This window comes from Cryobacterium zhongshanensis (assembly GCF_022760445.1).
Classification (GTDB): Bacteria; Actinomycetota; Actinomycetes; order Actinomycetales; family Microbacteriaceae; genus Cryobacterium; species Cryobacterium algoricola.
In genome coordinates, this window is record NZ_JALGAR010000001.1 from 344,369 (window position 1) to 365,388 (window position 21,020).

General features: G+C 69.7%; 24 protein-coding genes. 19 read left to right on the plus strand and 5 right to left on the minus strand.

Annotated features, from left to right (window positions below; translation table 11 throughout):
* The first annotated feature begins 11 nt into the window (after nucleotides 1-11).
* Together MQH31_RS01610 and rplQ are read left to right on the plus strand one after the other, a co-directional pair.
* Nucleotides 12-1,001 (plus strand): DNA-directed RNA polymerase subunit alpha, encoded by a 990-nt coding sequence (locus MQH31_RS01610; protein WP_134449911.1) that lies wholly within the window; start codon nucleotides 12-14, stop codon nucleotides 999-1,001.
* A gap of 47 nt (nucleotides 1,002-1,048) precedes the next feature.
* Nucleotides 1,049-1,561, plus strand: coding sequence for a 50S ribosomal protein L17 (rplQ, locus tag MQH31_RS01615; protein ID WP_134534145.1), 513 nt, complete (start codon nucleotides 1,049-1,051; stop codon nucleotides 1,559-1,561).
* 70 nt (nucleotides 1,562-1,631) lie between these two features.
* On the opposite strand, the gene MQH31_RS01620 is transcribed toward rplQ, so the two are convergent.
* Nucleotides 1,632-3,593 (minus strand): acyltransferase family protein, encoded by a 1,962-nt coding sequence (locus MQH31_RS01620; protein ID WP_243010665.1) that lies wholly within the window; start codon nucleotides 3,591-3,593, stop codon nucleotides 1,632-1,634.
* Nucleotides 3,594-3,654: 61 nt separating this feature from the next.
* Here MQH31_RS01620 and truA point away from each other — a divergent pair, with 61 nt between their 5' ends.
* The 4 genes from truA to glmM all read left to right on the plus strand — a co-directional run bounded on the left by truA (nucleotide 3,655) and on the right by glmM (nucleotide 7,108).
* Complete coding sequence (gene truA / locus MQH31_RS01625; RefSeq protein WP_243010666.1) at nucleotides 3,655-4,566, plus strand: tRNA pseudouridine(38-40) synthase TruA; 912 nt, start codon at nucleotides 3,655-3,657, stop codon at nucleotides 4,564-4,566.
* Between the two features lie 179 nt (nucleotides 4,567-4,745).
* Entirely contained in the window at nucleotides 4,746-5,192 is a 447-nt protein-coding gene (gene rplM, locus MQH31_RS01630) for a 50S ribosomal protein L13 (RefSeq protein WP_134449915.1), read from the plus strand.
* A 49-nt stretch (nucleotides 5,193-5,241) separates the two neighbouring features.
* Entirely contained in the window at nucleotides 5,242-5,727 is a 486-nt protein-coding gene (gene rpsI, locus MQH31_RS01635; RefSeq protein WP_134449916.1) for a 30S ribosomal protein S9, read from the plus strand.
* A gap of 19 nt (nucleotides 5,728-5,746) precedes the next feature.
* Nucleotides 5,747-7,108, plus strand: coding sequence for a phosphoglucosamine mutase (gene glmM / locus MQH31_RS01640; RefSeq protein ID WP_134534139.1), 1,362 nt, complete (start codon nucleotides 5,747-5,749; stop codon nucleotides 7,106-7,108).
* Here glmM and MQH31_RS01645 read toward each other — a convergent pair.
* From MQH31_RS01645 to coaA, 3 genes are all read right to left on the minus strand, one after another.
* Nucleotides 7,105-7,863, minus strand: a complete 759-nt coding sequence (locus MQH31_RS01645; RefSeq protein WP_243010667.1) for a YidC/Oxa1 family membrane protein insertase — start codon at nucleotides 7,861-7,863, stop codon at nucleotides 7,105-7,107. The two genes, glmM and MQH31_RS01645, sit on opposite strands and share 4 nt — an antisense overlap.
* Before the next feature lie 84 nt (nucleotides 7,864-7,947).
* The gene (locus MQH31_RS01650) at nucleotides 7,948-8,241 is read right to left on the minus strand and encodes a DUF6412 domain-containing protein (RefSeq protein ID WP_243010668.1); all 294 of its coding nucleotides are present in this window, start codon (nucleotides 8,239-8,241) and stop codon (nucleotides 7,948-7,950) included.
* A gap of 71 nt (nucleotides 8,242-8,312) precedes the next feature.
* Nucleotides 8,313-9,269, minus strand: coding sequence for a type I pantothenate kinase (coaA, locus tag MQH31_RS01655; protein ID WP_134534134.1), 957 nt, complete (start codon nucleotides 9,267-9,269; stop codon nucleotides 8,313-8,315).
* A gap of 33 nt (nucleotides 9,270-9,302) precedes the next feature.
* Here coaA and glmS point away from each other — a divergent pair, with 33 nt between their 5' ends.
* The 10 genes from glmS to MQH31_RS01705 all read left to right on the plus strand — a co-directional run bounded on the left by glmS (nucleotide 9,303) and on the right by MQH31_RS01705 (nucleotide 17,382).
* Complete coding sequence (gene glmS / locus MQH31_RS01660) at nucleotides 9,303-11,153, plus strand: glutamine--fructose-6-phosphate transaminase (isomerizing) (protein WP_243010669.1); 1,851 nt, start codon at nucleotides 9,303-9,305, stop codon at nucleotides 11,151-11,153.
* 37 nt (nucleotides 11,154-11,190) lie between these two features.
* Nucleotides 11,191-11,547, plus strand: a complete 357-nt coding sequence (locus tag MQH31_RS01665; protein ID WP_134534130.1) for a holo-ACP synthase — start codon at nucleotides 11,191-11,193, stop codon at nucleotides 11,545-11,547.
* Nucleotides 11,544-12,752, plus strand: a complete 1,209-nt coding sequence (gene alr / locus MQH31_RS01670; protein ID WP_243010670.1) for an alanine racemase — start codon at nucleotides 11,544-11,546, stop codon at nucleotides 12,750-12,752. Before MQH31_RS01665 ends, alr begins: the two co-directional genes overlap by 4 nt.
* Nucleotides 12,749-13,318, plus strand: coding sequence for a tRNA (adenosine(37)-N6)-threonylcarbamoyltransferase complex ATPase subunit type 1 TsaE (tsaE, locus tag MQH31_RS01675; RefSeq protein WP_243010671.1), 570 nt, complete (start codon nucleotides 12,749-12,751; stop codon nucleotides 13,316-13,318). Before alr ends, tsaE begins: the two co-directional genes overlap by 4 nt.
* Before the next feature lie 9 nt (nucleotides 13,319-13,327).
* Nucleotides 13,328-13,960, plus strand: a complete 633-nt coding sequence (tsaB, locus tag MQH31_RS01680) for a tRNA (adenosine(37)-N6)-threonylcarbamoyltransferase complex dimerization subunit type 1 TsaB (protein ID WP_243010672.1) — start codon at nucleotides 13,328-13,330, stop codon at nucleotides 13,958-13,960.
* On the plus strand, nucleotides 13,961-14,500 hold the full coding sequence (gene rimI / locus MQH31_RS01685) for a ribosomal protein S18-alanine N-acetyltransferase (protein ID WP_243010673.1): 540 nt from the start codon (nucleotides 13,961-13,963) through the stop codon (nucleotides 14,498-14,500).
* On the plus strand, nucleotides 14,497-15,564 hold the full coding sequence (gene tsaD, locus MQH31_RS01690; protein ID WP_134534122.1) for a tRNA (adenosine(37)-N6)-threonylcarbamoyltransferase complex transferase subunit TsaD: 1,068 nt from the start codon (nucleotides 14,497-14,499) through the stop codon (nucleotides 15,562-15,564). The genes rimI and tsaD overlap by 4 nt, the downstream gene beginning before the upstream one ends.
* Nucleotides 15,565-15,707: 143 nt before the next feature.
* Nucleotides 15,708-16,187 carry a DUF4190 domain-containing protein gene (locus MQH31_RS01695; protein ID WP_166792581.1) on the plus strand — a complete coding sequence of 160 codons (480 nt, stop codon included), beginning with the start codon at nucleotides 15,708-15,710 and terminating at the stop codon, nucleotides 16,185-16,187.
* An 88-nt stretch (nucleotides 16,188-16,275) separates the two neighbouring features.
* Nucleotides 16,276-16,932, plus strand: a complete 657-nt coding sequence (locus MQH31_RS01700) for a hypothetical protein (RefSeq protein ID WP_243010674.1) — start codon at nucleotides 16,276-16,278, stop codon at nucleotides 16,930-16,932.
* Nucleotides 16,933-16,974: 42 nt separating this feature from the next.
* Nucleotides 16,975-17,382, plus strand: coding sequence for a hypothetical protein (locus MQH31_RS01705; protein WP_243010675.1), 408 nt, complete (start codon nucleotides 16,975-16,977; stop codon nucleotides 17,380-17,382).
* Between the two features lie 4 nt (nucleotides 17,383-17,386).
* Here MQH31_RS01705 and MQH31_RS01710 read toward each other — a convergent pair whose 3' ends face one another.
* Nucleotides 17,387-18,601: a class I SAM-dependent methyltransferase gene (locus MQH31_RS01710; protein ID WP_243010676.1), complete on the minus strand. Its 1,215-nt coding sequence runs from the start codon at nucleotides 18,599-18,601 to the stop codon at nucleotides 17,387-17,389.
* 150 nt (nucleotides 18,602-18,751) lie between these two features.
* Between MQH31_RS01710 and groES the strand changes: the two genes are divergently transcribed.
* From groES to MQH31_RS01725, 3 genes are all read left to right on the plus strand, one after another.
* Nucleotides 18,752-19,048 (plus strand): co-chaperone GroES, encoded by a 297-nt coding sequence (groES, locus tag MQH31_RS01715; RefSeq protein ID WP_092339382.1) that lies wholly within the window; start codon nucleotides 18,752-18,754, stop codon nucleotides 19,046-19,048.
* Nucleotides 19,049-19,227: 179 nt separating this feature from the next.
* Nucleotides 19,228-20,157: an EamA family transporter RarD gene (gene rarD / locus MQH31_RS01720; protein ID WP_243010677.1), complete on the plus strand. Its 930-nt coding sequence runs from the start codon at nucleotides 19,228-19,230 to the stop codon at nucleotides 20,155-20,157.
* 45 nt (nucleotides 20,158-20,202) lie between these two features.
* Complete coding sequence (locus tag MQH31_RS01725) at nucleotides 20,203-20,964, plus strand: type 1 periplasmic-binding domain-containing protein (protein WP_243010678.1); 762 nt, start codon at nucleotides 20,203-20,205, stop codon at nucleotides 20,962-20,964.
* Nucleotides 20,965-21,020: the final 56 nt, after the last annotated feature.

Sequence of the window (21,020 nt, forward strand, 5' to 3'; positions counted from 1 at the left end):
AGGAATCAATAGTGCTTATCGCACAGCGCCCCACGCTCACCGAGGAGAACATCTCGGAGTTCCGGTCCCGGTTCATCATTGAGCCGCTCGAGCCTGGCTTCGGTTACACCCTCGGCAACTCCATGCGCCGCACCCTGCTCTCCTCGATCCCCGGAGCCGCTGTCACCAGCATCCGCATCGACGGCGTGCTGCACGAGTTCAGCACGGTCCCCGGTGTCAAGGAAGACGTCACCGAGATCATCCTGAACATCAAGGGACTCGTCATCTCGAGCGAGCACGACGAGCCGATCACGGCGTACCTGCGCAAGCAGGGTGCCGGCCAGGTCACCGCCGCCGACATCTCGGCTCCGGCCGGCGTCGAGGTGCACAACCCCGAACTGGTCATCGCCACCCTGAACGACAAGGCGAAGTTCGAACTCGAACTGACCATCGAGCGTGGCCGCGGCTACGTGTCGGCCACCCAGAACCGCAACGAGTACTCCGAGGCCGGCCAGATTCCGGTCGACTCGATCTACTCGCCCGTGCTCAAGGTGACCTACCGCGTCGAGGCAACCCGTGCCGGTGAACGTACCGACTTCGACCGCCTCGTCGTCGACGTGGAGACCAAGTCGGCGATTTCGCCTCGCGACGCCATCGCATCCGCCGGTCGCACCCTGACCGAGCTGTTCGGTCTGGCCCGCGAGCTGAACACCGCGGCAGAGGGCATCGAAATCGGCCCCGCGCCGGTCGACGCCGTGCTGTCGACCGAACTGTCGATCCCGATCGAAGACCTCGATCTGTCGGTTCGTTCGTACAACTGCCTCAAGCGTGAAGGCATCAACAACGTCAGCGAACTGGTCGCCCTCTCGGAGACCCAGCTGATGAACATCCGCAACTTCGGACAGAAGTCGGTGGATGAGGTCAAGGACAAGCTCGTCGAGCTTGGCCTGTCACTGAAGGACTCGGTGCCCGGATTCGACGGCGCCCACTTCTACAGCGGCTACGACGAAGAAACCATCTAAAAGCAGTCTCCCGACTGACTTTTGACTTTTGATACTGGAGATTACTAATGCCCACGCCCACTAAGGGAGCACGCCTCGGTGGCGGCCCGGCACACGAGCGCCTCATGCTCGCCAACCTTGCCGCCTCGCTGTTCACCCACAAGTCGATCAAGACGACCGAAACGCGGGCCAAGCGCCTTCGTCCGGTCGCCGAGCGACTGATCACGTTCGCGAAGAAGGGCGACCTGCACGCCCGTCGTCGCGTTCTGGCCACCATCGGCGACAAGACCGTCGTGCACGAGCTCTTCACCGAGATCGCACCCCAGGTCGCCTTGCGCGAGGGCGGCTACACCCGCATCACGAAGCTCGGCTTCCGTAAGGGCGACAACGCCTCGATGGTCCAGATGGAACTCGTTCTCGAGCCCGTCACGCCGAAGGTCAAGTCCGCGAAGACGACCGCCGCTGCAGCTGCTGTAGTCGCACCCGTCGTCGTCGAGGCCCCCGCCGAGACCGAGGCCGTCGTCGACGCCCCGGCCGAGGACGAGGTCGTTGTCGAGGCTCCCGTCGAGGAAGCCAAGTAACCCACGCTTCACCCGCAACACCTGGAAGGGCCCGACTTCGGTCGGGCCCTTCTTTCGTGTCTCCCCGGAGTTATGCCGCGGGACGGAGGAGGGCGGGGTCCGGGCCGATTCGGTAGGGGTCCCGGCCGTGCAACGGATGCTGGGGGGCGAGCACGTCCAGTGCCGCGGCGATGCAGTCGGCGTAGATCCGCCCACCGGTGGGGCCGGGGTGGATGTTGTCCCCGGCCAGGACGTCGGTGTGCGGCGCGATCGCGTCGTGCCAGCCGGCGATCCCCACGAGGCGGTGGTGGGTCGCGAAACCGGCGAGCGCCTCGTTCACGCCTGCTGTCCAGTCCCGGTCGGCGAACGCCGTCACGAGGACGAGCTTCCGGTCGGGGCCGATCACGGCCTCGATCGCGACCAGTTCGTCCGTGGTGATCGGCCCGTTGGTGCCGAGCCCGACGACGATGACCGGGCGGAGCGTTCCCGCACTGGCCTGGGCGGCGAGGATGTCGGGAGCCGCGCGCATCCCCCGGGACACCGCGGCGTCGATCAGGATCCCCGGGAACCGGTCTTCGAGTTCCGGAGCGGAGGCGAGCATGACGGAATCACCGACGGCCGTGATCAGGTCGCCCGGGGCGACCGGCGTCGGCGCCGCGGTCGGGTCGCTCCTGCGCTCGGCCTCCTCGCGCTTTCGGTCGGCCTGAGCGGCATCGAGCAGCTGGCGGCCGCGGGTGATCTGGGCCTGCGCGCTCGTCTCGGCGGGGGCGACGACGACGGCGGCCGTCGTGCCGCCGACGAGGACCAGCCCGAGCATCGCGGCGACGCCGACGACCCAGAGCCGCGACCTCGACTCGGTCGCGAAACCCGAGAGCGAGCGGATGCTGCCGCGCAGGCCCCTGCGCCGCACCGGCTGCTCGAGCCACCGGTACGAGGCCGCCGCCACGAGTACGGCAACGGCGGCGACGAGCAGTTCCACTCCGACGCCCGCGGCCGGCCAGGCCACGCCGGCGAGCACGAAGACGGGCCAGTGCCAGAGGTAGATGCCATAGGACCGTTCGCCGAGCCAGCGGAGCACAGGGGTGTCGAGCCACCGGCCGAACCTGGCGCCGCGTACGGCGGCCCAGATGACGACGCCGGAGAGCACGCTGATGCCGAAGAGGCCGCCCCGGTAGGCCAGGGGGCCTTCCGCGGGCAGCCAGGCCGCCGCAGCGCCGATGCCGGCGAGTGCGACGACGCCGAGCCAGGGGCGCAGCCGGCCGGGGGAGGGGAGCCGGGCCGCGAACCGGGTGAAGCCGCCCGAGCCGGCGCGGGCGACGGCGCCGCCGGGGTTCACCGCGCCCAGGCCGGTGGGGCGGCGCAGCAGGAGAGCGAGCGCCGCACCGGCGAAGAGCCCGAAGCTATGCGTGTCCGAGCCGTAGTAGACCCGGGTCGGATCGGCGCCCGGCTGGAACAGGAACCCCATCCACACCACCGAGCTGACGGCGAGGGCGCACACGAGCGCGAGCCGGAACCGGGCGGAACGCACGAGCATCAGGGCGAGCAGAACGAACGGCCAAACCAGGTAGAACTGCTCCTCGACGGCGAGCGACCAGAGGTTGCGGAACAGTTCGGGGCTCGTCGCGGAGAAATAGCTCGCCGAGCCTGCGATCGACGCCCAGTTGTAGCCGAACGTCACTGCGCCGAGCACCTGCCAGCCGAGGCCGACGAGCACATCGCCGCCGAGCAGCCAGGCCGCCGTGCAGCAGAGCAGCACGAGCGGCACGAGCGGCGGCACGAGCCGGCGCACCCGGCGCCCCCAGAAGCGACGCAGGGAGATCCGGCCCGACCGGGCGTACTCGTCCGCGAGGAGACCGGTGATCAGGAACCCGCTGATCACGAAGAACACGTCGACGCCGACGAAGCCGCCGGGGAGGATCCCCGGCAAGAAGTGGAAGACGAGCACGATACTGACGGCGATGCCGCGCAGGCCGTCGAGGCCGGACAACCGGCGCGCATCCCGGGTCCCGGAGTCCGGGCGCAGGGAGGCGGGGGTGCGGTAACTGAGTTTCATAGCGGTGAGCGGAGCCGGTCCGGGTTCAACGATACCCGGCCCGGCACTTACACTTACCTCCGTGAATCTTCCTGCCGCCCCCGTTGTCTCCCCGCTCCCGGAGAACACCCGGATCAGGCTGGACATCGCCTACGACGGCACCGATTTTTCGGGCTGGGCGATTCAACCGGAGCTCCGCACCGTGCAGGGGCAGATCGAGGCAGGGCTCGCGGCGATCCTGCAGAGCTACCCGCCGTATCCGTCTCTCGTCGTCGCTGGGCGAACGGATGCAGGGGTGCACGCCCTCGGCCAGGTCGCGCACTTCGACCTCACCCCCGAGCAGGTCGCGAGCCTGCTCCGGCGGGGCAGGGGCCGGACCCCGGCCTCGCTTGACGTGATGGTGCAGCGGAGGCTCGGCGGGATCCTGGTGACCCAGCCGGAGATCGTGATCAAGGCATCCGCTGTCGCACCCCCCGGATTCGACGCTCGGTTCTCGGCGAACTGGCGCCGCTACGAGTACCGGATCGCCGACTCTGTGCTCGGGCACAACCCGCAGGACCGGCTGCGCACGACCTGGCACGGCTTCGCGCTCGACCTGGAACCGATGCAGGTGGCCGCGGCGTCCCTGCTCGGGCTGCACGATTTCGCGACCTACTGCAAACCCCGGCCGGGCGCGACGACGATCCGCACCCTTCAGGAGTTCAGCTGGCGGCGGGACCCGGACGGCGTGCTCGTCGCCACGGTGCAGGCGGACGCCTTCTGCCACAGCATGGTGCGGGCGCTCGTCGGCGCGTGCGTCGCGGTCGGGGAGGGGCGACTCGCGGGGGAGCGGCTCGCGACACTGCGGATCAACCGGGCCCGCACGAGCGAGTTCAAGGTGATGCCGCCGCAGGGCCTGACCCTGCTCGCGGTGGACTACCCCTCGGACGACAAGCTCGCAGCCCGCGCCCTCGAGACCCGCGCCCGGCGCTCCCTCGACGAGGACGAAGAATAGCGCCCGCGCGCGATCGAATTGCGCCGACGCTCCCGGCGGACTAGCATTGACCCTTGGTGTCTGTGCGTTGCAGCCAGGCACGCGAACGTGAGCCCTCCATCGATCGTGTTCCCCGTCGGGGAACACACCCGGAGCGGGATTCACGAACACCTCCGTTCGAACAAGAAAGCAGCACAACAGTGACGCGCACTTATACTCCCAAAGCAAGCGAAGTCCAGCACGACTGGGTCGTCATCGACGCCACAGACATCGTGCTCGGTCGTCTTGCCAGCCACGCCGCCGTTCTCCTCCGGGGGAAGCACAAGGCAACGTTCTCTCCCCACATGGACATGGGAGACTTCGTCATCATCGTCAACGCCGAGAAGATCGCCCTCACCGGCAAGAAGCTCGAACTGAAGATCGCATACCGCCACTCCGGTTACCCGGGCGGCATTTCCGCCCAGAACTACTCGGAGATGCTCGAGAAGCACCCGACGCGTGCGGTTGAGAAGGCGATTCGCGGCATGCTGCCGAAGAACTCGCTCGGTCGCGCCCAGCTCGCGAAGCTCAAGGTCTACGCCGGCCCGGAGCACCCGCACGCTGCGCAGCAGCCCAAGCCGTACACCCTCTCCCAGGTCGCTCAGTAGCGCCGGCCACCAGACTTCTCGACTCTAAGAAAAAAGGATTCACACCATCGTGGCGAAGATCGCAGATCAGATTGACCAGGCTCCGGAGAGCTACTCCACCGAGACCCCGGCCGAAATCGTAACCAAGGCGCCCCGCGCCGTCCTCAACGTTCCCGGCGCAGCCGTGGGTCGTCGCAAGCAGGCCATCGCCCGCGTGCGCATCGTTCCCGGCTCCGGCACCATCACGGTGAACGGTCGCGAGTTCGGGGACTACTTCCCGAACAAGCTTCACCAGCAGCTCATCAACGACCCGTTCAAGGTCCTCGACCTGATCGGCAGCTACGACGTCATCGCGCGCATCACCGGTGGTGGCCCCTCCGGCCAGGCCGGCGCCCTGCGCCTCGGCATCGCGCGTTCGCTCAACCAGATCGACGAAGAGAACAACCGCGCCATCCTCAAGAAGGCCGGCTTCCTCAACCGTGACGCTCGCGTCAAGGAGCGCAAGAAGGCCGGACTCAAGAAGGCCCGTAAGGCGCCTCAGTTCTCGAAGCGCTAGATCGATAGTCGGCGCCGACATGCCTCGACTTTTCGGCACCGACGGTGTTCGGGGCCTGGCCAACCGTGATCTCACGGCTGGCCTGGCCCTGGGCCTCGCCCAGGCGAGTGCCGCCGTACTGACCCAGGGTCGCCGCGCCGAATCGCGCCGTGCCGAGGGTCGACGCCCCGTGGCCGTCCTCGCACGCGACCCCCGTATTTCCGGTGAATTCCTGGCCTCGGCCGTCGCCGCGGGCCTTGCCAGTTCCGGTGTCGACGTCCTGGACGCCGGCGTCATCCCCACGCCCGCCGCGGCATTCCTGATCGCGGACATCGGCGCGGACTTCGGCGTGATGATCTCCGCCTCGCACAACCCCGCCCCCGACAACGGCATCAAGATTTTCGCCTTCGGTGGTACCAAACTTCCCGACGACGTCGAGGATCGCATCGAGGCCCACCTCGACCACGACAAGCTCACGCCGATCGCGGGCGACGTCGGCCGGATCTCCCGCTTCGCGGATGCAGAAGACCGGTACGTCGTGCACCTCCTCGGCACCCTCCCGCACCGCCTCGACGGTATCCACGTCGTGCTCGACTGCGCCAACGGCGCGGCGGCGGGCGTGTCCCCGCAGGTCTTCACGGATGCCGGTGCGCGCCTGACCGTCATCGGCGCCAACCCGAACGGGCTCAACATCAACGACGGGGTCGGCTCGACCCACCTCGACAACCTGGCCAAGGCCGTCCTCGAGCACGGTGCCGATGTCGGCATCGCCCACGACGGCGACGCCGACCGATGCCTCGCCGTCGACCGGAACGGCAACATCGTGGACGGCGACCAGATCATGGCGATCCTCGCCGTGTCCATGGCCGAGCGGGGCGTCCTCAAGGACCGCACCCTCGTTGCCACCGTGATGAGCAACCTCGGCCTCCGGAAGGCCATGGCGGCCAACGACATCCGCATGATCGAGACCAAGGTCGGCGACCGCTACGTGCTCGAAGAGCTCAACGCGAACGGCCTGTCCCTCGGCGGGGAACAGTCCGGCCACGTCATCATGACGGAGTTCGCCACGACCGGAGACGGCATCCTCACCGGCCTGCACCTCGTCGCCGAGATGGCGCGCACCGGCAAGCCGCTCCACGAGCTCGCCTCCGTGATGACCGTCTTCCCGCAGATTCTGGTGAACGTGCGCGGCGTCGATCATCACGCGCTGAAGTCCGACGATGTCATCGCCGACGCCGTGCGCGAGGCCGAACTCGAACTCGGCGAGACCGGTCGGGTGCTGCTGCGTCCGTCCGGCACCGAGCCGATGGTGCGCGTCATGGTCGAGGCGGCCGACCAGGCCACCGCTGACCGGCTCGCGCACTCGCTCGCCGACGTCGTGCGCGAGCGCCTCGCCCTCTAAGACCCGGGTCCGGTCGCCGCGAACGAACGGTAGAGGATGCCGCGTTCGACGAGCGTCCACGCCGTGCTGACCGTGAGGTAGAGCGTCGCGGCCAGCGGGACCACGCTCGCGAACCCGACCGTGAGGAACGGCAGCCAGCTGAGGAGCGCGGCGAGCCGTGTCGCGGCGGGCTGCGCTGTCGGCACGACCGGCGAGGCGTATCTCGCGGCCAGCCGTCGGGAGAACGCTGCGGTCACGGCGATGACGGCCAGGAGCGCGACGAACAGCACGAGTCCGGGCCAGAAGGCCGGCGTGGCGCCCAGAAACGCCAGGAACGACGTGCCCAGCGGCACGCCGCCGAGCTCCTGCGCGAGCAGCGGGTTCGGCTGCCCGTTGATGCTGGCGAGGACGAAGAGCGCGTACACGGTCGACACGATCGGCGCCTGCAGGAGAGTCGGCAGGCATCCGGCCAGGGGCGACGCCTTCTCGGCCGCGTAGAGTTCGGCGGTCTTTCGGCTGAGGAGCGCGGGGTCGCCCCGGTACCGGCGTTGCAGCTCCCGGAGCTGGGGCGCGAGGCGTCGGCGGACGAACTCGGCGCGCACCTGGGCGCGACCGACCGGAACGAGTGCCGCCCGGAGGAGGAGCGTGACCAGGACGATCACGAGTGCGGTGCTGCTCGCGCCGGAGAGGGGAGCGAGCGCGGAGGAGAGGGCGGTGACGGCCGCGACGGCGGCCTGGAGCAGGGCTGCGACGGGCGCAACGGAATAGAGGTCCACAGAAGAGGTCCCAACGATCGGAGGAAGAGGGGGCGCGTCTGCGGTCGCGCGGCCTCGCCCTGCGTCGGGGCTGCCGGCTGAGGACTAGGCGACCGCGGGCTGCCCGGCCGGTGCTCGCGGGCGCGCACGCCCCGCGGTGTTGGGGTGGCTGGGTGCGGCGAGCCGGCTGAGCACCTCGCGGTGCTGGTGCGAGCGGCGGCCGACCGTGAGCTCGAGGGCCACGGTCGCCGTGAGCCGGTAGCGCGTCCCGATCACGACCGCGAGGCCGAGCACGGCGACACCGGCGAGGAACAGCATCCCCGGTTCGGCCGGCACGAGGATGAGCGCGAGCAGCGGGCCGGTCAGGTACAGCACCAGCGCGGCATACGCGGCTCTCACGATCGCGCCTCCAGGCGGGTCGGCCAGAACGATGGGTGAGCCGACTCTACACCGCGGATGCTGCGCGCGGCTCAGAGCTTGCGGAGCAGCACCTTCGACACGGCGTGGTTCTCGTCCTTGCGCAGCACCAGGGTCGCCCGGGAGCGCGTCGGCAGGATGTTCTGCACGAGGTTCGGCTCGTTGATCTCGTCCCAGATCCGGCGGGCCTCGCGGCGGGCTTCGTCCTCCGTCATCGTCGCGTACCGGTGGAAGTACGACTTCGGGTTGCTGAACGCTCCGCGCTGCAGGCGCAGGAACCGCTCGACGTACCAGCGGGCGATGTCCTGGGTGCGGGCATCCACGTACACGGTGAAGTCGAAGAGGTCGCTCACGGTGAGTCCATGCCCCGTGGCCGGCGGCGCGAGCACGTTGAGGCCTTCGACGATGAGGACGTCCGGCTGGCGCACCACGATCTGCGCGTCCGGCACGATGTCGTAGTTCAGGTGCGAATAGAACGGGGCCCGCACCTCGGCGGCACCGCCCTTGACGGCGGACACGAAGCGGAGCAGCGACCGTCGGTCGTACGACTCCGGGAATCCCTTGCGGGCCATCAGGCCGCGCCGGGCCAGTTCGGCGTTCGGGAACAGGAACCCGTCGGTGGTCACGAGTTCGACCCGGGGGGTGTCCTCCCAGCGGGCGAGCAGCTCGCGCAGGAGCCGGGCGATCGTCGACTTGCCGACGGCGACGGATCCGGCGACGCCGATCACGAACGGGGTGCGCCGGGCGCGTTCGCCGAGGAAGTCGCTCGTCGCCCGATGCAGCTGACTCGCGCCAGCGGCGTAGAGGTTGAGCAGGCGGCTGACGGGCAGGTAGACATCGGTCACCTCGCCGAGGTCGAGCGGCTCACCGAGGCCGCGCAGCTGCACGATCTCGGTCTCACGAAGGGGGAGCTGGGTCGTGGGTGCAAGGGCCGCCCAGTCCGCTCGATCCAGCTCGACGAACGGTGTGGTGTGGCCGTTGTTCCAGAGGCTCGCGGCTGGATCGGACATTCCACACAGTTTAGTCGGACTAAAATCGAGGCCATGTGCGGAATCGTAGGTTATGTAGGGGAAGACAAGAGCGTCGAGGTCCTGATGAGGGGGTTGCGGAGACTGGAATACCGCGGTTACGACTCAGCGGGCATCGCCGTCATCGACGATGACGGCGTGCTGAACACCAGGAAACGGGCTGGAAAGCTTGCCATCCTGGCCGGAGACCTCGAGGCCAATCCGATCAACAATGGGCGGACCGGTATCGGGCACACCCGCTGGGCCACCCACGGCGGACCGACCGACGCGAATGCGCACCCGCACCTCGGCGACAACGGCAAGCTCGCCCTGATCCACAACGGAATTATCGAAAACTTCTCTGTCCTCAAGGACGAACTCCTCTCCGAGGGCTTCACCTTCGAGAGCGAGACCGACACCGAGGTCGCCGCCGTGCTCCTCGGCCGTGAGTACCAGCGCCTCGGCGACCTGAGCGCCGCGTTCCTGAGCGTCGTCGGCCGCCTGGACGGCGCCTTCACCCTCCTCGCGGTGCACCAGGACCAGCCCGGCGTCGTCGTCGGCGCCCGGCGCAATTCCCCGCTCGTGATCGGCCTCGGCGACGGGGAGAACTTCCTCGGCTCCGACGTCGCGGCGTTCGTCGAGTTCACCCGCCGCGCCGTCGCGGTCGGCCAGGACCAGATCGTCACGATCACCCCGCAGGTTGTCACCATCACCGACTTCGAGGGCAACCCCGTCGAGTTCGAGGAATTCGACATCGCCTGGGACGCCTCCGCCGCCGAAAAGGGCGGTTGGTCGAGCTTCATGGCCAAGGAAGTCTCCGAGCAGCCCGACGCCGTCGCCAACACGCTCCTCGGCCGCATTCACGAGGGCCAGGCCGTCGTGCCCGAGCTCGAGGCGTTCGGAGACGACGTGCTCGCGAGCATCCGCCGGATCGTCATCGTCGCCTGCGGCACCGCCGCGAACGCCGGCTACGTCGCCAAGTACGCGATCGAGAAGTGGACCAGGGTCCCCGTGGACGTCGAACTCAGCCACGAGTTCCGTTACCGCGACCCGGTGCTGAACGCCGAAACTCTGATCATCTCGATCAGCCAGTCCGGCGAGACCATGGACACCCTGATGGCGGTCAAGTTCGCCAGGGAGTCCGGCGCCAAGGCCATCTCGATCTGCAACACGCAGGGTGCGACCATTCCCCGCGAGTCCGACGCCGTGATCTACACGCACGCCGGTCCCGAGGTCGCCGTGGCCTCGACGAAGGGCTTCACCGCCCAGATCGCCGCCCTTTACCTCTTCGCCCTGCACCTCGCCCGGGTGCGCGGCAGCATCAACGCAGCGGATGCCGCGGCTCAGGTCGTCGAGCTCCAGGCGATTCCCGCGAAGATCGCGACCGTGTTGCTCCAGGAGAGCGCCGTGCACGAACTCGCCGCCTGGATGTCGGACACCCGCGCCGTGCTGTTCCTCGGCCGCCACGTCGGTTTCCCGATCGCGCTCGAGGGCGCACTCAAGCTCAAGGAACTCGCGTACATCCACGCGGAGGGCTTCGCGGCCGGCGAGCTCAAGCACGGCCCGATCGCGCTGATCGAGCCGGGCCAGCCCGTGTTCGTCGTCGTTCCGAGCCCGCGCGGTTCCGCGCACCTGCACCCCAAGGTGATCTCGAACATCCAGGAGATCCGGGCCCGCGGCGCACGCATCATCGCGATCGCCGAAGAGGGCGACGTTGCCGTGCTGCCGTTCGCGGACACCGTGCTGCGGATCCCGCTCGCCGCGCCGCTCTTCGAGCCGTTCCTCGCGGTCGTGCCGATGCAGATCTTCGCGATGGAACTCGCAACGGTCAAGGGCCTCGACGTCGACCAGCCGCGCAACCTCGCGAAGTCGGTCACGGTCGAATAGGCACGGGCGGAGTGAGGACGGGCAGGCGGGCGCCGGCGTGATTCGCGGCATCGGTGTCGACATCGTCGACCTCGACCGGTTCGACCGGCAGGTGCTGCGCACGCCCGGACTCGTTCCCCGGCTGTTCGCGGCCGGAGAACGTGGCCTGCCCACCCACTCCCTCGCGGCCCGGTTCGCGGCCAAGGAAGCACTGATCAAGGCGCTCGGCGACAGTGCGGGCACCAGCTGGCAGGAGATGGAAGTCGTGAACGACGCCCACGGTAACCCCGGGTTCCGGCTCAGCGGGGTCATGGCCGACGTGCTGCGCGCACGCGGCGTCGATTCCGTGCACCTCACGATGACCCACGACGCGGGCGTCGCCTGCGCCTTCGTGGTGCTCGAGGGCGCGTCGTGAGCGAGTTCCGCGAGGCGGTCGTCGACCTCGGCGCGGTCGCCGCGAACGTCGCCCACCTGCGCGCCGTGATCGGCACTCCGCATTTCATGGCCGTCGTCAAGGCCAACGCGTACGGCCACGGCGTGGTCCCGGTCGCCCGCACGGCCCTCGCCGCCGGTGCCGACTGGCTCGGCGTCGCCGACCTCACCGAGGCGCACGCGCTCCGCGACGCCGGCATCGAGGCCCCGCTCCTCGCCTGGCTGCACGGCCCCGACACCGATTTCGCCCCCGCGATCACCAGGGACATCGACCTGGGGGTGTCCTCCGCGCGCCAGCTCCGCGCCATAGCGGATGCCGCAGGCCGGCTCGGCCGCGTCGCGAACGTCCACCTGAAGCTCGACACCGGCCTCAGCCGCAACGGTCTGAACGCGCCGGACTGGGCCGAGGTCTTCGCGCTCGCAGCCGGCTTCGAACGGGACCGCCTCGTGCACGTCCGCGGCATCTTCAGCCACCTCTCCAACGCCTCGCCGGCCGCGGACGACGAGGCCGTCGCCCGCTTCTGCTCCGGTCTCGACCTCGCCGCCGCGGCGGGACTGGCCCCGGAGCTCGCGCATCTCGCGTCGACTGCGGCGGCGCTGCGCCTGCCCGCCGCCCGGTTCTCGATGGTGCGCATCGGCATCGGCCTCTACGGGCTGTCGCCCTTCGACGACGCGACCCCGCGAGAACTCGGCCTCGCGCCGGCGATGACCCTCCGCGCGAGCGTCGCAGCCGTGCGCCGGGTGCCTGCGGGAGCCGGCGTCTCCTACGACTACCTGTGGCGTGCCCCCGAAGACGGCAACCTCGCCCTCGTCCCCCTCGGCTACGCGGACGGCGTGCCCCGCGCGGCGTCCGGCTCCGCCCGGGTGAGCATCAACGGCCAGGGCTACCCGATCGTCGGCCGCATCGCGATGGACCAGTTCGTCGTGAGCGTCGGCCAGGACAGCGTCGAGGTCGGCGACGAGGTCGTGCTCTTCGGCGACCCCGACGCCCGGCCGGTACCTTTCCGGTCGAGAGTTACCGGCATACCGGCCACTCTCGACCGGAAAGGAACCGGGGCGGACAAGTGGGAGCCGGTGCCGAGTGCGGCCGACTGGGCGGATGCCGCTGGCACGATCAACTACGAGATCGTCACCAGGATCGGGCACCGGGTGCCGCGCAGCTACCGGAACGAGGAACCCGCCGGATGAGCGGTCGGGTGGTCCGTCGGGTGATCCCCGATGCCGCTGCGATGCACGAGTTCGGCGTCGCCGTGGCCGCGGAGCTGCGCGCGGGCGACCTGGTCGTGCTGACCGGCCCGCTCGGCGCGGGCAAGACCACCTTCACCCGTGGCCTCGGCGCGGGACTCGGCGTGCGCGGCGCGGTCACGAGCCCGACCTTCGTGCTCGCCCGCGCGCACCCGAACCTCACGGGTGGACCGCCGCTCGTGCACGTCGACGCCTACCGGCTGCAGAGTGCGCTCGAACTGGACGATCTCGACATCGATTTCGAACACTCCGTCGTCGTGGTCGAGTGGGGGCGGGGCCTGCTCGACGGCGTCGCCGAGTCCTGGCTCGACATCGAGATCGAGCGGCCGACCGGCGCGCTGCAACCCCGGCCCGCGGGCGCGGGCGAGCCGGGACAGGCATCCGCTACGCCGGGCGTCGGTGCCCCCGGCCTGGACCTCGACGTGGATCTCGACGAGCCGCGCACCGTGACGATCACCGGATTCGGCCCTCGCTGGCCCGGGTTCGAGGGCGGTCTGCGCGGGGAATAGGCTGAACGGGTGCTTCTCGCCATCGATACCTCCGCCGGAACCAGCGTCGCGGTCGTCGACGGGGTCCACGGCGTGCTCGCCGACATCGACACCGCGGACACCATGCGGCACGCCGAAGTGATCGGCAGCCTCATCAGCGAGTGCCTCGAGCGTGCGAACGTGCGCGTCTCCGACCTGACCGGCGTCGTCGGCGGCATGGGTCCCGGCCCGTTCACCGGCCTCCGCGTCGGCATCGCCGCCGCCCGCGTCTTCGCGCTCGGCGCCGGCCTGCCCTTCCTGCCCGTGATCAGCCACGACGCCATCGTGCTCAATCGCTACCTGGCCGGCCACACCGGCGGCCTCGTCGTCGTGACCGACGCCCGCAGGCGCGAGGTCAACTGGTCCGCGTACAGCGGGGTGGATGCCGCGGGTCTGCCCGTGCGCCTCGCCGCGCCCGGGGTCGCGAAACCGGCCGTCCTGCTCGAGCCGGACTGGGTCTACGCGGATCTCGACCGCGCGGACGCCGTGACCGTGCCCGCCGCCGACCTCGGCCGGGTCGCCGAGCTGCTGCTCGCCAACGACCGCGCCTTCGCGACAGACGCCGCCTTCTACCTGCGCTCACCCGACGTCACGCTGTCTGCCGGGCCGAAACGGGTGAGCTGAGTGACCTGGCAGCTGCGTCGCGCCCACGCGGGAGACCTCGACGGCATCATGGCCCTCGAGATCCGCCTCTTCGAGAACGACGCCTGGTCCGCGGAGGGCATGCTCCGGGACATCACGGACCCGGACTGCTACTACCTCGTCGCGGTCCCGCCGGACGAACCCGACCGCATCGAGGCATACGCGGGGCTGCTCGCCCCGCGCGGGGCCCTCGAGGGCGACATCCAGACCATCGCCGTCACCGAGACGGTCCGCCGCCACGGGCTCGGCGGCACCCTGGTGCAGAGCCTCGTCACCGAGGCCCGCAAGCGCGGCATCCGCGAGGTGTTCCTCGAGGTCCGTGCCGACAACCCCGGCGCCCAGCGGGTCTACCTCCGGCTCGGCTTCGAGGAGATCGGCGTGCGCCGCGGCTACTACCAGCCCGACAACGTCGACGCGCTCGTCATGCGCCTCGCGGTCCCTCCGGCGGAGGCGGCGCTCGCCGCGCCCGACCCGGTGCAGCCCCCGACCGACCCGACGGATGCCGCGGAGGCGACCGAATGAACCGCGACAACCCCCTGGTGCTCGGCATCGAAACCTCGTGCGACGAAACCGGCATCGGGATCGTCCGCGGCACCCGGCTGCTCTCGAACACGATCGCCTCCTCGATGGACGAGCACGCCCGCTACGGCGGCGTCGTCCCCGAGGTCGCGGCGCGCGCCCATCTCGAGGAGCTCGTCCCGATGATCCGCGCCGCAACCAGCGACGCGGGCATCCGCCTCGAGGACGTCGACGCGATCGCCGTCACCTACGGACCCGGCCTGTCCGGCGCCCTCATGGTCGGCGTCGGCGCAGCGAAGGCCCTCGCGATCGCCCTCGGTAAGCCGATCTACGCGGTCAACCACCTCGTCGGCCACGTCGGCGCCGACGTGCTCCAGACCGAGGCCGACCCGGGAACGGAGCCCCTCGAATACCCGACGATAGCCCTCCTCGTCTCGGGAGGGCACACCTCGCTCCTCCTCGTGCGCGACCTCGTCTCCGACGTGGAACTGCTCGGCGAGACCATCGACGACGCGGCGGGGGAGGCCTTCGACAAGGTCGCCCGCATCCTCGGCCTGCCCTACCCCGGCGGTCCACAGATCGACCGCGTCGCCGTCGGCGGCGATCCGGCGTTCATCCGTTTCCCGCGCGGCCTCAGCCACCACAAGGACATGGAGCACCACCGCTACGACTTCTCCTTCTCCGGGCTGAAGACGTCGGTGGCCCGCTGGGTCGAGCAGACCCGCGACGCGGGCGAGACCGTGCCGCTCGCGGACGTCGCGGCGAGCTTCCGCGAGGCCGTCATCGACATCCTGCTCACCAAGGCCGTCGCCGCGTGCACCGACCTCGGCGTTCCGCGCCTCCTCCTCGGCGGCGGGGTGATCGCGAACGCGCGACTCCGTGAGCTCGCCGTCGAACGCACGGATGCCGCCGGCATCGCCCTGCGCATCCCGCCGCTCTCCCTGTGCACCGACAACGGCGCCATGATCGCCGCGCTCGGGGCCCAGCTGATCATGGCAGGCCACGAGCCGTCAACCCTCGTCTTCGGCGCGGATTCGACGCTCCCCGCTTCCGTCATCCAGGGGTGAAAACCGCGCCCCATCTCAGGTTCCTGTGCATCCGCGATACGCTGGGCACAACAGACATGGCGAGTCATGGGCGTTGACACCCGTTCAATGAGGGTGCCACTATGGCACCGCCAGCTGATCGAAGCCCAAAGGAGCCGTTAGTCATGACCGACCCGAACCAGCCCCCGGTTACCCCGCCCCCGGTGAACCAGCCCCCGATCTACCAGGCTCCCGAAGCGCCGGCATATCAGGCGCCCGCCGCACCGGCGTACCAGGCTCCCGAAGTTCCGGCATATCAGGCCCCCGCCGCACCGGCGTACGGCGCACCCGACGCATACGGCCAGCAGCAGCCCTACGGCCAGCAGCAGTACGGTCAGCAGCCCTACGGCCAGCCCCTCGCCCAGGACAAGTACAACGTCCTCGCGATCGTCTCACTTGTCTCGGCGTTCTTCATTTCCCTCGCCGCGATCATCACCGGCCACATCGCGCTCAGCCAGATCAAGAAGACCGGGGAGAAGGGTCGCGGCCTCGCGATCGCCGGCCTCGCGCTCGGCTACGTGCGCCTCGTCGCCGAGATAGTCCTGATAATCCTCTTCATCGTCCTGATCGCCACGACCTCGAACAGCGGATACTCCAGCTACTGAGGCCCCAGCGGCCCGTCATCGCTGACCCGTCGTTGACGCTGACCTGTCGTGGCCACCGGCCCGCCAATGCAGTGGAAAGGAACAGCTCATGAGTGATGTGAATGCTCCGCGCGCCTCGGGACTCCCTCCGGTTCCGGAGGTCCCGCAGGTGCCCGATGTGCCGCACGTGCCCGAGGTGCCCGAGGTCCCACAGATTCCGCGTGGCGAGTCCGCCGGAACGCCCCCCGCGGATTCTGCCTCCGGCCCGCCCGCCGGCCCGCCCTTCATGGGTTCTGCCGCCGGCCCGCCGCTCGGGGACTCTTCCGTCGGCCCGCCTCCCGTCGGCCCGCCTCCCGCCGGTCCTCCCGTCGGCCCGCCTCCCGCCGGTCCTCCCGTCGGCCCGCCGGAGTCCGGCCCGTCGTCACCGCAGCCTCTCGGTTCCGGGTACCCGTACCCTCCCGCCCCGGGGGCGCAGGCGGCGACCCGCCAGCCGGTGCTCAGCATCCTCTCGCTCGTCTCGGGCGTCGTCGGGCTGCTGGGCCTCCCCGTCGCCTTCATCCCCTTCGTCGGCGGGGTGCTCGCCCTGCTGCTGCCGGCCGCGGCGATCGTGCTCGGGGCCCTCGGACGCACCAAAGAACCATACGCCAGGGGGCTCTGGCTGACCGGCCTGATCACCGGCATCGTCGGCGTCGCCCTCGCCCTGTTGAGCATCGTCGTCTGGGTGCTCATCTTCGCAAGCATGCCGAGTACCAACTACTATCGCTGAGAGCCCGTTCCCTGGGCGCAGTGACCGGACCGGGAGGCCGCAGTGACGGATGCACGACACCCGGCCGCCGGCGACGACCTCCGGTTCGCGCTGACGCGCCCGCCGGAGGAGGTCACCGGCGAACTCGACTACGCGTCAACCGTCACGGCCCCCACCGAGTGGGTGCCCTACGTCTATACAGAGTCCGAGCTGCGCGCCCTCGCCAGACGGCGCGCGCTCTCCGTCGCGTCCCTCGGGTTCGGCGCCGTCGGCCTGGCCGGTGCCGTTTTCGTGGTCTGGACCGCGCCGCTCTCGCTCGCCGCCGTCGTGCTCGCCATCTGGGCGAGCCGCACCGAACGCCCGGCCGTCTCGATCTGGGCCTGGGGCCTCGGTACCGGCCTCGCCGGCCTCGTCATCGCCGCGGGCTGGATCGTGCTGATCAGCCAGGGCATCAGCCCCGTCCCGCACTGAGCGCTCAGCGCGGCGGCTGCACCCGCTCCACGAGCAGGGCGAGCCTGCGCCCGCCCGCCCGGGTGAGCACCAGCGTCGCCGACTCGGGGCCGTGCAGCTTCAGCCGGGTGCGCAGCACGGCCGGATCCACGTCCACGCCGCGCTTCTTGATCTCGAGCGTGCCGATCCGGCGCTCCTTGAGCGCGAGCCGCAGCTTCTTCTCGTCCACCGGCAGCGACTCGAGCACCCGGAACGCGGTCGCGAACGGGGTCTCGTGCAGGGATTCGGAGCTGAGATAGGCGATGCCCTCCCCGAGCATCAGCGCGTCCATGCTGCGGGCCAGATCACCGATCAATCGCGCCCGGATCACGGCCCCGTCCGGTTCGTAGAGGTAGCTCCCCGGAACGCCCGCCGCGCCGGCCACACTGTCGACGTCGACGCTGTCGGCCGCCGCGGTGAGCTCATGACTGCCTGCCCTGCCCAGAAGCAGCGCCGAGCGGCGGATGCCGTCGCGAGCGAGGGCGCCGAACCAGAGTCCCATCTCCACGAGCTTTCCGTCCACCGACACCCACTGTGCTTCCGCGGCTGCGGGAATGGCGTCGCGGTCGTGGCCCGGACCGAGTTTCACGCCGATCGGCATCCGCTCGCTCAGGCCGAAGACGAAGTCGAGATTCGGCGAATAGTCTTCCGGACGGGTCAGCCGGGAGGTGTTGCTGTGCCCGGCCGTGCGACGGGCCGGGTCGAGCCAGGCCGCGTCGAAGCCGGTCAGGTCGAAGGTCTCCGCGTCACCGTGCACGACGCTCGCATTGTCGAAGGGAGCGAGGTTGTAGCTTGCGACCGCTGCCGTGACCTCGTCGGTGTCCACGGCGGTCACCCGGATGTCGAGGGCGGCGAGGGCCATCGAGTCGCTGCCGATCCCGCTGCCGAGATCGGCGACCCGGTTCAGGCCGGCCGCGGCGAACCGGCCGGCGTGCAGTGCGGCGACGTTCAGGCGGGTGGCCTGTTCGAGACCGGCCTCGGTGAACAGCATCCGCCCGGCGAAGTCGCTGAACTTGGCCACGGCCTTCGCGCGCAGCCGGGACTGGCCGAGCACCGCGGTCACAAGACCCTGCGGGTGGCCGGCCTTCCGCAGGTCGCTGACCAGGCGCACCACATCGGAGGCGTTGTCCCAGGGCGGAAGCGAGTCCAGCAGGCGCAGCCCATCGGGGGACAAGAGGTCGACAAGCTCGGAGCGTTCCATTGTCCAAACGATATCAAGCCGCGGCCGCCGCGCCCGGAACGCCCGAGTCTGGCACTCACATTGCGTGAGTGCCAGATGCGCCCTAAACTCGCTGTTAGCACTCTCGCTGTGAGTCTGCCAACCAAGTCTTAGCTAAGAAAGAGGTCAACCGTGTCGGTCTCCATCAAGCCGCTCGAGGATCGCATCGTCATCAAGCAGGTCGACGCCGAGCAGACCACCGCATCAGGTCTGGTCATCCCTGACACTGCCAAGGAAAAGCCCCAGGAGGGCGAAGTTGTCGCCGTCGGCCCCGGCCGCATCGACGACAACGGCAACCGCATCCCGCTCGACATTGCCGTGGGCGACAAGGTCATCTACTCCAAGTACGGCGGAACCGAGGTTAAGTTCGGTGGCGACGATCTCCTCGTCCTCTCCGCACGCGACGTGCTCGCCGTCGTCGTCCGCTAGGGAATCCTCCCAGGCGCCACGCACGATCGCAGTATAAGTACGAACAACACAAAATCCCGGATGGCCTGTTCATCCGGGATTTTGTGTTCCCCAGGCCCGCTTCGACGCGGCACGCAGCACCCAGGGCACGCCAACGCAGGGCACGCCAACGCAGAGCACGCCCGTGAAGGGGAATCGTCGTGAGCAGGACACGGAACCAGCCGGTCGAGCCGACCAGCGGACTCGGATTCGCGATCGCAGCGTACGGCCTCTGGGGCCTGCTCCCGCTCTTCTTCCTGCTGCTGCACCCCACTGGACCCTTCGAAGTCGTGGCCTGGCGGGTGCTCTTCTCGCTCGTCTTCTGCCTCGCCCTGATCACTGCCACCCGGGGCTGGCCCGCCCTGCTCGTGGTGCTCCGCCGCCCGAAGACGGTCTGGGTGATGGGCCTGGCCGGCCTCCTGATCTTCGTCAACTGGCAGACCTACGTCTTTGCGACGCTGACCGGGCACGTCGTCGAGGCCGCCCTCGGCTACTTCATGAACCCGATCGTCACGGTGCTGCTGGGCGTGTTCGTTCTGCACGAGCGCTTGCGGCGCATCCAGTGGATCGCGGTGGCGATCAGCGCGGCCGCCGTGCTCGTGCTCACCATCGGCTACGGGGCGCTGCCGTGGATCTCGCTCGTCCTCGCCCTGTCCTTCGGGTTCTACGGGCTGATCAAGAAGAACGTCGGCCCCGGCGTCGGGGCACTCACCGGCCTCACCCTCGAGACCGCCTGGCTGATGCCGATCGCGATCGCGGAACTCCTGATCGTGGGCGCCATGACCGGGCTCACCTTCGGAACGGTGTCGCCCTGGCACACCGTCGGCCTCGTGTCGACGGGCGTCGTGACGGCCGTCCCGCTGTTGTTCTTCGCCGCGGCCGCCCGCCGCCTGCCGCTCAGCCTGCTCGGCCTCGTGCAGTTCGTGGCGCCGGTGCTGCAGTTCCTCGTCGGCGTGTTCATCCTGGGCGAGCCCATGCCGCCGGAGCGCTGGGTCGGCTTCGGGCTCGTCTGGGTCGCGCTCGTGATCCTCACGGTCGACATGGTCGCCACCGGACGCGCCCCGCGGCGAGCATCCCCCGAACCCCTCTGACCGGCGATACGCTCGAGGCATTCCCCACCTGTGAAAGGACCACGGATGCCCTTTCCGCCCACGACCCTCACCTCGCGCCCCCGGGGCCGCACGTCTGCCGGCCTCACGCTCACCGTGGCCGCCGCGCTGCTGCTGACCGGCTGCACCGCGAGTGGCGCCCCTGCCGCCGTGACGAGCACCCCGAGCGTCGCTGCAACGATTGCGCCCACCGGCGACGGCACCCTGTTGATCGGCACGCTGTTCCCGATGACCGGGGAAGCGGGAGTCGCCGTGACCGGTGCCGCGCAGGTCGCGGGCACCGAGCTGGCCGCCCGTGAGATCCTCGAACAGGCCCTGCCCGGCACCCTGCCGATCCAGCTCGTGCATCGGAACTCGACCGGCAATGCCGCGGTCGCGGTCGCCGACCTGGTGGCCCGACACGTCGACCTCGTTCTCTGGGACGCGACGAGCGCCGTGCCCGCCGAGGTCTCGGCATCCGTGGTCGCCGCGGGAATCGCCCTCCTGCCGCTGGACGATTTCACGAACGGCGGCACTCCGCTCGCGGCGGACGAAGCCTTCGCGGTGCGCCTGCGCACCTCGGATCCTGGGCTCGCCGACACCGCCGGAGGCGGGGAAGCCTTCGACGGGGTGGTGCTCGCGGCGCTCGCCGCGGCCGAGGCAGGCGACGATGGCGGGCCCTCGATCGCCCCGGCCCTCGATCGGGTCAGCCACGGTGACTCGGTGTGCACTTCTTGGGCAACATGCCGCACCGCGCTCGGTGAAAAGAAGCAGATCGCCTACCAGGGCGTGACCGGACGACGCTCTTAGTACAGGACCTCGTCGGAGGGCGTCCCCCAGAGCAAGTGCCGGTGGTGTCACGAATC